The sequence below is a fragment of the Vibrio sp. VGrn 2 genome (genome assembly GCF_009361695.1).
Classification (GTDB): Bacteria; Pseudomonadota; Gammaproteobacteria; order Enterobacterales; family Vibrionaceae; genus Vibrio; species Vibrio diabolicus.
Map to the genome: position 1 here is coordinate 1 of NZ_RBWD01000031.1, position 14,128 is coordinate 14,128.

General features: G+C 40.8%; 16 protein-coding genes and 1 pseudogene. 1 reads left to right on the forward strand and 16 read right to left on the reverse strand.

What is annotated here, in order from left to right:
• A partial coding sequence (locus D8S93_RS24140) for an efflux RND transporter periplasmic adaptor subunit (RefSeq protein WP_152816066.1) occupies positions 1-1,039 on the reverse strand: 1,039 nt, incomplete at its 3' end.
• A gap of 139 nt (positions 1,040-1,178) precedes the next feature.
• Between D8S93_RS24140 and D8S93_RS24145 the strand changes: the two are divergent.
• Positions 1,179-1,637, forward strand: a pseudogene (locus D8S93_RS24145) (ISNCY family transposase); the annotation flags it as partial.
• Between the two features lie 225 nt (positions 1,638-1,862).
• Here D8S93_RS24145 and D8S93_RS24150 read toward each other — a convergent pair.
• The 15 genes from D8S93_RS24150 to D8S93_RS24290 form a co-directional block, all read right to left on the reverse strand.
• Complete coding sequence (locus D8S93_RS24150; protein ID WP_319803078.1) at positions 1,863-2,600, reverse strand: SDR family oxidoreductase; 738 nt, start codon at positions 2,598-2,600, stop codon at positions 1,863-1,865.
• Positions 2,601-3,183: 583 nt separating this feature from the next.
• Positions 3,184-3,525, reverse strand: a complete 342-nt coding sequence (locus D8S93_RS24165) for an SH3 domain-containing protein (protein WP_193621672.1) — start codon at positions 3,523-3,525, stop codon at positions 3,184-3,186.
• A gap of 143 nt (positions 3,526-3,668) precedes the next feature.
• On the reverse strand, positions 3,669-4,040 hold the full coding sequence (locus D8S93_RS24175) for a hypothetical protein (RefSeq protein ID WP_152816075.1): 372 nt from the start codon (positions 4,038-4,040) through the stop codon (positions 3,669-3,671).
• 148 nt (positions 4,041-4,188) lie between these two features.
• On the reverse strand, positions 4,189-4,665 hold the full coding sequence (locus D8S93_RS24180; protein WP_152816078.1) for a GNAT family N-acetyltransferase: 477 nt from the start codon (positions 4,663-4,665) through the stop codon (positions 4,189-4,191).
• Between the two features lie 140 nt (positions 4,666-4,805).
• Positions 4,806-5,339, reverse strand: coding sequence for a transcriptional regulator (locus tag D8S93_RS24185; protein ID WP_152816081.1), 534 nt, complete (start codon positions 5,337-5,339; stop codon positions 4,806-4,808).
• Positions 5,340-5,482: 143 nt separating this feature from the next.
• Positions 5,483-5,986 (reverse strand): hypothetical protein, encoded by a 504-nt coding sequence (locus D8S93_RS25385; protein ID WP_319803079.1) that lies wholly within the window; start codon positions 5,984-5,986, stop codon positions 5,483-5,485.
• 645 nt (positions 5,987-6,631) lie between these two features.
• Entirely contained in the window at positions 6,632-6,820 is a 189-nt protein-coding gene (locus tag D8S93_RS24210; RefSeq protein ID WP_238795077.1) for a hypothetical protein, read from the reverse strand.
• A gap of 269 nt (positions 6,821-7,089) precedes the next feature.
• Entirely contained in the window at positions 7,090-7,413 is a 324-nt protein-coding gene (locus D8S93_RS24220) for a hypothetical protein (protein ID WP_152816084.1), read from the reverse strand.
• A 149-nt stretch (positions 7,414-7,562) separates the two neighbouring features.
• Complete coding sequence (locus tag D8S93_RS24225) at positions 7,563-8,450, reverse strand: DUF5677 domain-containing protein (protein WP_152816087.1); 888 nt, start codon at positions 8,448-8,450, stop codon at positions 7,563-7,565.
• A 151-nt stretch (positions 8,451-8,601) separates the two neighbouring features.
• On the reverse strand, positions 8,602-8,823 hold the full coding sequence (locus D8S93_RS24235; RefSeq protein WP_264674670.1) for a DUF2004 domain-containing protein: 222 nt from the start codon (positions 8,821-8,823) through the stop codon (positions 8,602-8,604).
• Between the two features lie 232 nt (positions 8,824-9,055).
• Positions 9,056-10,237 (reverse strand): helix-hairpin-helix domain-containing protein, encoded by a 1,182-nt coding sequence (locus D8S93_RS25390; protein ID WP_319803080.1) that lies wholly within the window; start codon positions 10,235-10,237, stop codon positions 9,056-9,058.
• A 215-nt stretch (positions 10,238-10,452) separates the two neighbouring features.
• The gene (locus D8S93_RS24255) at positions 10,453-10,818 is read right to left on the reverse strand and encodes a DUF6404 family protein (protein WP_152816093.1); all 366 of its coding nucleotides are present in this window, start codon (positions 10,816-10,818) and stop codon (positions 10,453-10,455) included.
• A gap of 188 nt (positions 10,819-11,006) precedes the next feature.
• A complete protein-coding gene (locus tag D8S93_RS24265; RefSeq protein ID WP_005448066.1) occupies positions 11,007-11,504 on the reverse strand; it encodes a DNA topology modulation protein in 498 nt (165 codons plus the stop codon).
• Between the two features lie 1,138 nt (positions 11,505-12,642).
• Positions 12,643-13,137, reverse strand: a complete 495-nt coding sequence (locus D8S93_RS24280; protein ID WP_152816099.1) for a GNAT family N-acetyltransferase — start codon at positions 13,135-13,137, stop codon at positions 12,643-12,645.
• 151 nt (positions 13,138-13,288) lie between these two features.
• A complete protein-coding gene (locus tag D8S93_RS24290) occupies positions 13,289-13,984 on the reverse strand; it encodes a DUF2971 domain-containing protein (RefSeq protein ID WP_152816102.1) in 696 nt (231 codons plus the stop codon).
• Between the last annotated feature and the right edge of the window lie 144 nt (positions 13,985-14,128).

Genomic DNA, 14,128 nt, shown 5'->3' on the forward strand with positions numbered 1-14,128 from the left:
ACGATACACCTGCGATTAGGACTTGCTCACCTTGTTTAAGGCCATCTTTGATGACCACGCGATCTTTATACACGGTCCCCACATCGACAAAACGTTTCTTAACACGATTATCACTGGTTACGATCCAGACAAACTGCTTACCTTGGTTATCAGGAACCAATGCAGTTAACGGTATCGTCACTAAACTTTCACCACTTTGCGGTTCATCATTCGCAGGGAATACTCGAACCGACATGCCCGGTAAGACCCGATATCCTTTAAGATCATCGAACCCTAGAACGACCGAGTAGGTTTGAGTGTTGGCGTCCGCTTGTGTCGAATAGGTGCGCAAAGACAAATCAAACTGCTGCTCTGGAACCGAGGCAAGCTCAGCAATGGCTCGTGTGTTTCTTACGCCAGACAACATAACTTTGTGAGGAATATCAATAACAACTTCAAGTTCAGCGACATCCTGCAGAGTAAACAGTGGTTGATTCGCTTGAATTTGCCCAAAGTTTTCAATCTTTTTGTCGCCAATCACGCCATCAAAAGGGGCAAATATTTGCGTATACTCAACCTTACGCTGCGCTTCTTCAACTCTGTTTTTAGCAAGATTGTAACGTGTTGTTATGGAATCAAGTTCCGCTTTTGATATCGCTTGTGTTTTCTCAAAAATGGCTTTTGCGCGTTCGTATTCTTGTCTGGTGTTTTTCAACTCTAACTTGGCCGAAGCTAGGGCATTTTTTGCATCCCTATCATCTAGAGTCGCCAATAACTCACCCTTTTTGACACTGTCACCCTCATTAACTTTAATATCTGTCAGTAGACCACTAATGCGAAATGCCAGATCAGCACGTTGAGATGCCCTAACTACACCATTAAACACCAAATCAGAGGCACGCTGCGGTGCAACCACTTCTACAAGAGCGGGTTTAATTACAGGATTCGTTACCTGTGTAGTAGTCGGCTCACCACAACCAGCCAAAAAAAGACTGGAAGCAATCATACTGCTAAAAACAGTACGCTTTAACTTGGTCGGAATTATTGATTGAAAGAGCATATCATAACCTTTTTATTCAACTTGTTAGGTATACAGCTAGTATCTGTGGATATTAATGCACACGAGACGCTTATTAAAGTGAAACCAAGTTACCCATGCTAGCTCATTACAATTGCTTGAGTTGAGGTCACATTTTTAAGAGATACGCTGCCAATTCTATAGTGCATTCTCAGCCTATTTTGGTCACAGAAAACTGCATATTACCGAGTTAGAATAGCCACCAAGAGCGAGTGAGTATGGGATGGAAGTTCAACGCAAGTTGGATGTCATCGAGCTTGCCGACCGCCTAGGTAATGCGACAGAAGCCGCTCGGATCACCGTTTGTTCAAGCCGAAGTATCTATAACTATCAAAAACTCTTAGCCGAGGAAGGCATCCTTGGCCTTAAGCGCATTAATAAACTACTGTACCGCAGCAAAAACAGCATACCTGAAGAAACCGAACTCAAAATTATCGAGTTGACATTAAACAATCCGTATCAAACCTCAGTACAGCTGAGAACCATGCTAAAGAAGGAGTACAACATCACCGTCAGTAGTTGCACGATACGAAATATCTGGAAACGCGAGGCACTGAATACCAGAGCGCTGAGAATATAGCGCTCAGCGGCATCAAATAAAGAAGTCTAGCCTTTGGGCTAGACTTAAAGGTGGACGACAAAGTCGCTTGGTAATTGAGGTACGACAGAATCGCTTGGTGATCACACTTATTAATCACCCACCGTCAGCACACCTTTGGACATAAACGCGTTAGATTAATGACTCTAACTTGCTTATCTGAGATTAGATAAAGTATCTTGAAACTTTAAACACTTGTTAGCCGTTTTATGCCAAGGATAACCCGCCATCAACCACAAGCGTGTGACCAACTATGTAGCTAGCTTTATCGGAGACCAGAAACTCAATGGCATTAACTATTTCGTCTGCATGACCAAAGCGTTTGATAGGCACAACTTCTGAAACTTCACTTCGAATGTTTGGTGAGTCCAATTGTTTGCTTTCCCACCTTGGTGTCCATGTCACGCCTGGGGCTAACGCATTAATACGAACTCCAGAGCCAATACACTCTAACGCAACCGAACGGGTTAGCCCTTCAAGTGCGTGCTTGGACGCGCTGTACATTGAGGCATTAGGTGTCGGTCTTAGACCATTCACAGAGCTGACGTTAACAATGGAGGAACCCGCATTCATCAGCTTTAACTCATGCCTTAAGCACAAGGCTTGAGACCAAAAATCGACATTCAATGTTTCCTGTAAAGAAGAAACGTCAACTTCTTTAAATTGACCACCAGATACCAAAGCCGGTGATGCATTATCCACTGCGATGTCCAAAAAACCGTATTGATTCTTGATATGATCGAAGAGCTTTTCAAGCTCGGACTCTGAGGAAATATCTACAATTTGATAGTCCACAACACTTAATTGTGGAAATTCATTCACCGCTTCCAACCAAGACTGTTTAGAGCGAGAGCAGGTTATCACCTGATAGCCCAAGTCCACGAATCGAAGAACAGTTTCCAGCCCTATTCCTTTAGAGCCTCCGGTTACCAATGCTACTTTCACTTTAGACTCCTTTCTTGTTTCACTGTCTGACGGCTAACGCCCAATTAAGGTGTGAGGCGCGCGATACCAATGCTTCCGCAGACCACCTTAACCACTAAAAACCAACGCATAGTAAGAATGCCACGCGTGCCGAATCGCTCTTGAACAATTTGTTATGAGACATTTTTTCGCAATAGATTCTTTCTGTGTTTTTGATATTGCCTACTTTTTATAAACCAATCAGTGCCTGCGATAAATACCGCGCCAATGACAGTAACCAAGTAAAGCCGGTACGAAATAAAAGGTGACAAGTTCAAGTAAAAATCGTTTTGCACAAATGCATTACCAAATACAAATGGTGCACAGAAAGCTAATCCATAAGTAACACAGTGTCTGAGAAAGCCTCCCTTTTGGATCTTTAGCCACTGAACCTGTTTTTTCCGTTCCATTTATTCCACTCTATTCTGCATTTTTTATGGTGGCTCATAACGCCGCGTTAAGTAGTGAGCAACGCCGCCACTAGACCTAACCTATTGTGCCATAATCACTTAAGCTGAATAAAACCAAAAATGCCACGCGTTGCGAATCTGCCTTAAACGCTTTGTTATGTACGTTGTACCGAGCGCACTGGTACCCAACCAACTTCACCCGTTGACCTCGAAACTCGATACCACTCATTGAGTTCGAATAGCACTGATAGTTTTTCACCAATGACCGTATTGAGCTCAACATTGTCATAGTTTTTAAGCAAGATTCCTTCAGAGCAACCTTCAATCTTCTCGATATATTGAACTGGAGCCCAACCCTGATCCCCTTCACTGCTGGTTATAAAGATCCAGTTGGGAAACTCGTCGTCAATTGTACCTAGAGCTACTTTATCGCCTTGTTTCAAATAAAACGGATTGGGATATTCTGAGACGTGCTTTTCACTAGCAACTACTTCCATATTTTCTCCGAAGTACATAACGCCCTGTTAAGGTGTGAGCAACGCAATACCGATGCCGCTGCATACCACCTTAACCACTAAACACAACGCATAGTAAAAATGCCACGCGTTGCGAATCACTCTTAAACAGTTTGTTATACGAATTACTCCAGCTGCCAAATCTCTGTAGATTTAAATGCATACATATACAACGGATACAGGTAAACAAACATTAGTCCCATTCCTGTAACGAAAAAGAACAAGGTTCCCGGGCTTAGATAAGTCAGTAAGAAGAACACACTAAATATCGCAAAGCCCAGCATGGAAAGTGCATTTATCCCAAAGATGATGATCGCTAGCACTTTGCTACCGACAGCAACTCGATAACTGAAGCCGTAGAAGCTGACAAGAGATATTGCGGATATAAGTGAGCCTATAAATGCTCCAATACTTAACTCTTCAGAAAACGGGAGTTGAATAATGCTTAAAACCGTTAAGAAACACATTACCCAGAATACAAACTTCCACTTTTTCACGAATCCTCCTCATTCGTATAACGCCGCGTTAAGTAGTGAGCAACACTACCACTGAACCTAAATTATTGCGCCGTAAACACTAAAGCTGAATAAAACCAAAAATGCCACGCGTTGCGAATCTGCCTTAAACGCTTTGTTATACGATTTCTCACAACGAGCGCTCAAACTGACCATTTTTAGCTTTGAAACCTAATTTTTCAAACAGAGCTTTAGACCGAAAGTTACCTTCATCAATGTCTGCATACAATTTTTCAATGCCCACAGATTTTGCATGAGAAAATAATAAACTGAGAGCTTCAAACATATAACCTTGTCGCCAATATGATGAATTAAGTAAGCATCCAACCTCGCACGAATGACCGCAATCACTAAAACTATGTAAACCGCAAGTTCCGATAACTTTGTTGGTTGATTGTTCTAAGACTGCCCATTCCAACGATTCACCCGACTTTTCTAATTGGACGACGCTTTCTAGCATCTGAAATATCGTATCTTTCGATGGAAAAACCGGATCTGAGGCAAATTCCATTGTTTGAATATCTCCATAAATTTCAAACAAGTCATCAGAATCATCCATTTGAATTGACCTTAAAACAACCCTACTTCCGTGTAAATCAGGCTTCATTTTTCTCCTTAATCGTATAACGCCAAATTAAGGTGTGAACAACGCTAACACCTCACCTAAAGCATTGTGCCATAAACACTAAACTGGCTTGAAGTGACGGCGCCAAGCGTTGTGAATCACTCTTAAATTTATTGTTAGGCTTATGCCCAACGTATGTTCATGAACCTATTTAATTCATCGACGTTCTCTCTGTACGCATAGATGGGGATTTCTCCAAGCCCAATAGCTTTTGCAACAGCATAGCGATGATGCCCGCCTTGGAAAATGACTTCATTATCTTCAACAGGCTTTATGACTGGTGGGGTGATTGGTTTACCCTCAGATAAATATACAATCATTTTTGCCAATTTAGATTGACTGCCAACTTTCCAAAGTTCATCTCCATCTCTACGACTAAAATGGCACAAATATCTATCAAACTCTTTTAGAGACATATGCCCTAAAACTAGTCCATTTGGGTAAAATTCATCAAATTCAGACTTACTTAAACCGTCAAAGCAATACCGCTGAGATTCAGGGCGATAATCCCAATTAATTGTTATTGTTGGCCATTCGTTCGGTTGCTTGCCGTATAGCTTTTCCGATTTGGTATGCAATTCTTCACGTTCCGCCATCGAGCGCTTGTAATCTTCTGCGCTCTCATACCCGAAGACTTGAGCTAATTCATCGTCCATTATTGAGACATTTCCTCTGATAAGCCTAACGCCTTGTTAAGGTGTGAGGCACGCAATACCGAAGCCTCCGCATACCTCCTTAACCATTAAAACCAACGCATAGTAAAAATGCCACGCGTGCCGAATCACTCTTGAACAATTTATTATAAGGCGGGCTCAAGGATAATATCCTGACCATCAACTTCAATTAGCCCGAAGTCACCTTCTAACGAAAGGGAGCCTTGTAAATAAGAGACTCCTTCAACTTCACCTAATGTTGGAATGTCACTTAAAGTTGTCTTTCTAGCAGATAGCTGCATTCCCTTAAAACGAACAGTTATCGCTTTACCTTGCTTATTACTGACAAAGAGTTTGACCTTCTGATCAGACTCTAAAAGGAATAGTATTTCAATATAGGTATCATCAAAACTTTGATTAAGCGAGAGTAACTCTGAATCAATTAGACAATTTAGTTCCATATTTCTCCAAGCCTTATAACGCCGCGTTAAGGGGTGCAGGCACGCGACACCAAAGCTACCGCACAGCGCCTTTAACACTGAACCCACTGCAAACCAAAAATGCCACGCGTGCCAAATCCCTCTTAAACGCTTTGTTAGTACGCTGCCCCTAAAGCCTTTGGCACGCGCCAAGATATTGAAATATAGCACGAAAATTCTGGCTTAAAACGCTGAAGCTAAAGGGACAACTGCCAAACTAGAACTCAATCTCAAAACGCAAGTTGGCTAGAAGAAAAACTTGCTTAACTGACCTATTTTCACCGTTTTCAAATTAGCAAAGAAGACGGTCTTCAGGATTAAACAACCGCGCCAAAAAAACTCAGTGTTTGACGAAAATTTCCCAGCATCAAAGAAACCACACCAAAGAAATAACCCGAAAGTTAGAAACCGTAAACGGTGAAGTCAAAGCGAAAACTCCGCATATAGTGCCACCGGAAAGAACGTGAAAGGCACATTTGACTAGGTGTAAAGCTAGGAAAAGAGCCCGATAAACCCGGAAAAATTTACCGTTGATGCCAATCCAGTACTAACGCCCTGCTAAGGGGTGAGCAACGCAATACCGAAGCCGCCGCATACCACCTTAATCACTAAATTCAACGCATAGTAAAAATGCCACGCGTTGCGAATCCCTCTTGAGCAGTTTGTTAGTTTGCAAACCCAACGCGTTGATTTTACGTTATTTTAAACTTTGCAAACAATAAGCTTTAAGTGTTTCGATGCACTTAAGCCAGGCGTAGTCTCAAAGCGGCTACTCAATGAAACCACGTGGAACAAACAACGCCGCAGAAAACGAACTTACAACACCAAAAAGCGCTTTTGGAAAACCAATCTCACAATGAGAACTTTCAACAAAGTCACTGAAACCACTTGAATTTTCCATACCAGAGAAAACGTCATTTCAGCGATTAAATCGGCTTTTGCACCAACAAACTCAACGAGCAGAGTTTCAGCAAAAAACTTCGACTCAGTTAACCCCAAAGTCACCGCTCCAAAGAACAAATCAACGGTTGAAACGATGCCAATTTTGGATTTTCACCACGCTAGTAACACTAAAATTGAAAGCCTGTACGACAACTTAAACTTTGAGCTTTTACCACTAGATCTTGCGATATAGCTGAGTTTTTCCTCTTGCAAACTAACGCCGCATTAAGGTGTGAGCAACGCAATACTGACGCTTCCGCATACCACCTTAAACACTAAATGCGACGCATAGTAAAAATGCCACGCGTTGCGAATCACTCTTAAACAGTTTGTTATATGCAGTCTTCAAACATTGCATTTAAAATACCATACACCATTTCATGACACGTGGAATTACCTCCCAAATGAACTAACTCATTATCACTGTCACCACTCAGAAACGCCAAGTAAGGATGTGCTTCATCACCATCAAAGCTAATGCTTGAAGAACTGTCGATCATACTTGCAACTTCAAAAGAAATATTACCAGTTAGTTCTTTTAGCAATGCTCCCTTAATACCAGCTCTTTCCAAATGTTCGGCAATACGTGCAATCATCTCACCAGTAAATACTTCCTGTTGAAGCATAAAATTATCTGTGTCTACTTTTAACTCCATAGGTACTTCATTCCTTTGTCTGGTATTGCATATAACGCCCAATTAAGGTGTGAAGCACGCAACCACAACACTCAATTTGACCACCGTAATCACTAAACTCAACCCAAACCAAAAATGCCAAGCGTGCTGAATCACTCTTAAATTGTTTGTTAAGTTTCAATTAGATGACTATAAAACTGCTCAAATTGTTTGTGTGCTGTATACCTGTATAACTCAAAACCTAACACTAAGTCATTTGTGTAGTCAGGTTTCCACTTATGCTTTTGAGATAAAGTCCGTGTAAACAATACAAAGAAGAACCATAGTTCAAAAATAACGTTATCAAGTAACCTTTGTGAGCTTCGACAAGGGGAGCCAAATATAGCAGACTTAACCTCATCTTCATCCCAGTAAGAAAACGAACCTACAGTGACTGGATTAGACGCACCATGAACAGACAGTGAAGCTTCATCCATCTTTTGTTTACGGAAAGCTCTGAGTTCTTGGCTATTCGGATTTACACTGAGTAAATCACGTTCGATAGCTTCGTATTTTTTGTGGAGACGCTCTCTTTTCGCAAATATTTCATAGTGAGCGCTTTTACTGAGAGCGCTATCATCGGCGTTCAACCACTTTTGCATATCTTCGCTATCGTTTAGCAAAACTATCGCTTGCATGGTTCGCTCAATAAGAGTTCGATATAGAACATCAGCTTGGACATTAAACCCACTTAAACACAGTTCATAGATTGATTGAGCGGTGTTCGATAGATTCGTTAGAATTGCTGCCAAGTGGATATCTCGTGCGGAAAAACCTTTACTTAATATTCGATTAGTATCCGACTCCAAACTATAGGTAACCAACGAATTTAAAGCCAAAATCTGAGTTTTAATGGCTGTAACTTCTGCTGAGTAGTGCGACTCCGTTTCAGATAACGATTTGGTGCGATTCTCATTGAAAAGTTCAAAGGCACTATTTACGCTAGAAAGGTCAAGATCCTCTCTATTAAGATCGGGGTGCCTTTCTTTAAATTTATGTAGTAACTCATCTGTAATCATACATATCTCGCCTTGAAACTTAACGCCCTGTTAAGGTGTGAGCAACGCAATACCTATGCCGCCGCATACCACCTTAAACACCAAAACCAACTCATAGTGAAAATGCCACGCGTTGCGAATCACTCTTAAACAGTTTGTTATGTTTGTATTCTCAGCTTTCCATCGAAATATCAACAACTTGACCACTTTCATCAAATGACACGCTTATTAAGTAATTTGTGACATCATTGGGCAAAGTAAAATCACAGACGTCGTCTTCCACGTAAGCGACTACCAATGCAGACAAAATGTCATCAAAGCTTGGATTTTCTTTGCCTAAAATTTCTAGCCATACTGCTGCTGGGAATTCATCTAAATGATGAGATACAAACAAATCGATCCCGTATTCCCCCGACTCCGTACCGCGAGAGGCTTTTATAGCTTCTAGAGCTAACTCTACTTTTTATCCATTTCAATACTCTGCTTATATCGAGAAAAACATAACGCCTGTTAAGGTGTGAGCAACGCAATGCCTAAGCCGCCGCAAACCACCTTAAACACTAAACGCAACACATATCAAAATTGCCAAGCGTTGCGAATCACTCTTAAACAGATTGTTATGTATTTCAGTCTATTTCAAATTCCTGTTCTGCCTTTTTCAGCGTTTTTTCACCTATACCAGGAATCGTTTTTAGAGCTGCTTTATCAATGAAGCCTTCTTTAATTCGATATTTAAATATCTCTTTCGCCGTATTTCGCCCAACGCCCAAAAGAGCTTCTATTTGGTCAATAGATGCCACATTAATATTAATTTTCGATGGCTGTCCATTAGGTTTTCGAGTTAAGTACCCTAGCAAATCGGCGATTACCATATAGGTATGAAATACCGCCTTAACCGCTTCTATTTGCTCAAGCTCTGCATGTACACCTTTATTAGTTAGTTTGTTCACTTTCTCTAACCAAGAACCAAGGAAGTCAACATGAGCCTTTGCAAGATCTTTGTTACTGGCAGACTCAATAGATTTATCCATAAATGCCCAAAGTCTATTTACATACTGACCTTGTTTAAAAGTTCTACCGTTAACTGACTCTGTTGTTACAGGAAAAAGCTCATCCGCTAAGCCTTCAAGAAGGCGTCTACAAGTAGTTAGTGCATGAGACCATTCTTCAGAATTGTTGGAAGACACACTTTTGAACGCGAGCATCAATTGCTCCGCTAATTCAGGGCTTAAATCTAGAAGTTGATCATCAACTTCTGATTTGAGTACATCAAAGCAGTTAGAGACTGTCCCTGAAAACTTAATAACTGAGTATAGCTCTGAAGCAAGATCGTGGGCCTTCCTTTTAACATAAGCAATATGCTTTTGCAGGTGGTTTTTGTAGTACTTTTTGTCGTTTCCTTTTCTTAATTTCACTAAATCAAGGTATTTTTCTTGGACAAAACTAATATTTGCATAGCCACCACCGCTCTCGTCATTTTTTACGTTTAGCTCTTCATTGCTGTAGTGAATACCTGTTTTTAACCCAATAGAAGCAAGCTCAGCATAGTATTCATTTACTTTTGGGATAAGTTCTTCTGACGGCGACTCATTGGCTTCAATTAACATTTTTATAAGCACCTGAAGCTTATCTGTATAGTAAGGGTCACCTTGTTGAATTTTACACCAAATGACAATGTCTTCATTATCAACTAGGTTTGCGGCTCGTTGAAGTTTTTGTATAGCAGCGATTAACATCCCTTTTGAAGACTCAAGCTCATTTAGGCTTTGTTCAACAAGTGTCAATGCTTCATTTTTCTTTTTATCCACTTACTTTCCCTAGACTTAGATATATAAACAAAAGACATTTTATACTCAGTTAAATGAGAATTACTTTGATGCCACTAACGATAAATTGAAGAAATACATAACGCCTTGTTAAGGGGTGAGCAACGCAATACCAAAGCCGCCGCATACCACCTTAAACACTAAGACTAACGCATAGTAAAAATGCCACGCGTGCCGAATCACTCTTAAATGCTTTGTTATGGCGCAGACTTATAGTTAGCACTACACCAATTTTCCCAACTCATGTTACCCAATTTTTTATGCGCTTTAGTGATACGATATGATAACACGCCACCCATAATGCACCCGAAGCATATTGTAGAAACTAATTGAATGAGCCAATTACCTGGCTCTACACGCCAAAGAAACAGCCACATAAATAAGCCCCATATTAATCCGAAAACTATCCCTTGCTTAAAGAAAACTTGAATTGGAGATTGAAAGACTAGAGGCTTAGTCTCGGAGAAAATGAGCTTTGACCAAAGGTTAGAATTTAGTTTAGTCAAATCTTTGGGGACGCCTTTCTCAACTAAATGCTGTTGAATAAATGCAATATTTTCCATTATATGTCCTTTTACATTCGTAATATCCATTTTTTCAGTTATATAGAGAGCTCAAATTCCACCATGCGCCATAACGCCCTGTTAAGGGGTGAGCAACGCAATACCGATGCAGCCGCATACCGCCTTAAACAATAAAACCAACGCATAGTAAAAATGCCACGCGTTGCGAATCCCTCTTGAACAGTTTGTTAACTGGATTTGCAAAGGCGGAGCGCTTGCTCTCCAGATTTTGCGATAATTACACGCTTATTTCTTGTAAGCGTCTTGAGTTTGTCCATTATTAGGGGTTTCGACTTTTTGGGATAGTCCCATAAGAATTTGATGAACTCGATATCAAACCTTTCATCGCAACCTTCAGCTAAATCTGGACGCTTACTACTTAATAATGTTCTCTTTAGTGCTCGATAGATACAGGTATATCGGTTTACATCTAAGAATATTACTGTGTCACAAGCTTCAAATCTTATATCAAGGGTGCTCTGATAATTACCATCGATAATCCAACACTCGCTTTCACAAAGACCTTTTTGAATTTTGATCCAGTCATCTTTTGGAGTTTTAACCCAATTTGGTTTCCAATATAGCTGATCGAGATGATGAACAGGCAAATTCAACTCTGTACCTAATAGTGCCGAAAATGTGGATTTACCCGAACCGCCAGAACCAATGACCGCAATTCTTTTCATCGGACTTACCTCGTCATCAATCCAGTTAACGCCTTGCTAAGGTGTGAGTAACGCAATACAAAAGCTACCGCACAGCGCCTTAATCACCCTAAGCCACAGCATAGTAAAAATGCCACGCGTTACGAATCACTCTTAAGCAATTTGTTAGTACATGCGCTACTTCTATTTGTGCGCTCCAAGATATTGAAAAGTAGCATGATATGAAAGGCTTTGAACACTGAAGTGAGACGGGCAGCTACAAAACTATACCTCGATTGGAAGACGAAAGTTGGCTAGAAGAAAAACGCACTGAACTGCCCTACTTTCCCGAGCTTCAAATTAGAAATGGATTCTTTCCTCGTACTTCAACAGCCACACCAAAAGTAACCAAGGCTCTCTCAAAAGCCACCACGAAAATGAAGAAGCGCCAAAGAAATAGGCTAAGAGTTAGAAGCCGTAAACGGTGGAATCAAAGCGAACACTCCGCATATAGTGCCACCGGAAAGAACGTGAAAGGTACAAACTGAAAGGTGTAAAAACGAGCGCCAAAACAGATAAACACCAAAACTTATGACCTTTGATGTCAAACATGTACTAACGCTCTGTTAAGGGGTGAGCAACGCAATACTGAAGTCGCCGCAAACCACCTTAATCACTTAAAACAACGCATAGTGAAAATGCCACGCGTTGCGAATCCCTCTTGAACAGTTTGTTATGTGTTTTCATCCGAAGCTTTTGGAGCAGTATTCTTTGCTATCTGAATCAATGTATATGATATGCCACATATGAAAAATTTGGCTATCCATAACATTATCCCAGATACGAGAGCGCCAATACCTAGTTGAATTCCATGCAAGACAGTGGAAAAGATACCAACTGCCACTATTAGTACTGCTAGACATGTTACAACCACATCCATGATTCTGATTAGTGACTCAAATCGCTCGACTTTTTTCATTTACACTCCCTGTAATTCATTTAAAAGCGGATATTATCTCATTTTAAGTAGCTGACTCGATGTAATCCTGACCAAGACACATAACGACCAATTAAGGGGTGAACAACGCCACCACCTTACCTAAACCATTGTGCCATAATCACAAAAGCTAAACTTTGAACCAAAACTGCCAAGCGTTGAGAATCCCTCTTGAACGCTTTGTTATGTGCGTGTTAAACGGTAGCGCCTTACAGTGCCCTCGTTTTCACTTGTGTAGTTACCAAGATACTCACCGCCGCAGTTTTCGATAACCTTTTGGGATGCAGGATTGTCAATTGAACAAGTAACAATAACTGAGTCAGTGACAACATGGTCTCGCACCCAAGCGAGGAGAAATGAGGCTACACCTTTACCACGAGCTGACGGTCTAGTTTCGTAGCCAACATGCCCAATGACATTTTCTACGTTGGCATTAGTACCTTTACGAATTCGAATAGCACCTAAGATTTCAGAGCCAGATACGCAATAATAAGTTGTGCTGGGTAAATAACCGTTTGGTAATTCAGAAGTTGCCTTAGAACGTTCAGCCAGACCTGATAAATAAGCTTCAGGATCTTGATCAACGCCGAAATACTTAGGGATACCCGACTCCAAACATTCTTTCGCGTAACTCGCTAATATTGGAGCTAAATCTGGACTCGCTTCTACTACTTCCATGTCAATTTTCCTCAAAAGCACATAACGCCCTGTTAAGGTGTGAGCAACGCAATACCGAAGCCTCCGCATACCACCTTAAACACTAAAACCAACGCATAGTAAAAATGCCACGCGTTGCGAATCACTCTTAAACAGTTTGTTATAAATCGGGCTAAAACTGTGTAATGTGGATTTTAAAACTATTTTCTTTAGTCTTTGCAAGCTTTAGCTTATTTGTAAAACCCAAAGCATTGAGATTAGTAATAAGCCTGTCCTTATCCTTATCACTCATTCTTTCGCCAATTATTACGCTAAGCAGCGCACTAGGTTTATATTTTTTTAAACCGCTATTTGACGAAAGAAACCGATACTCTCTCTCGCACTGAAACTCAGCAGGCTTGTAGAAGAAACAAGTATTATAGATCCGTTCTAGATTGCGTTTTTTAAAATCCCCCCCTGCAACATCCTCAAGTCCGCTTCCTTCATTGATAAGGTTTTCCCCCGATAACAGACGAGGAAAGTTTACATATTTGACTGGACCTACTTTAACTAACGAGTCTCCCTTACTCTCGTTAAATAATTTATAGTCAAACACCAAGCAGAAACCTTTTAGTTCATTTCCGTAGTGAGCCCACATAAAAGGTGACTCTTCTACCTTTGATTGCTCGCCAAAAGCCATCGAGAGAACACCCATATTTCCTAGTATTGATAAATCCGGGGAGTATTTATCATGTTCATTAGGGTCAAGCAAACAGAACATATTTTCGGTAGGATCGTTCAATTGCTCAGTTCTAGCAAAGTATAAGCTGAGCTCTGATAAAGCAGACATTGAATAATCGTTGACTGTCTGAAACTTGTATAAGTTCACTGATGTCTCCTTAGATTTATAACGCGCAAGTTAAGGTGTGAGAGACGCAGATCCACCCTAACCTAAAATAAACTCTGATAAATCCGTGCCCATTTGGGCACTAAAACCCCAATGCGTTTCGAATCGGCTTGAACGTCTTGTTAT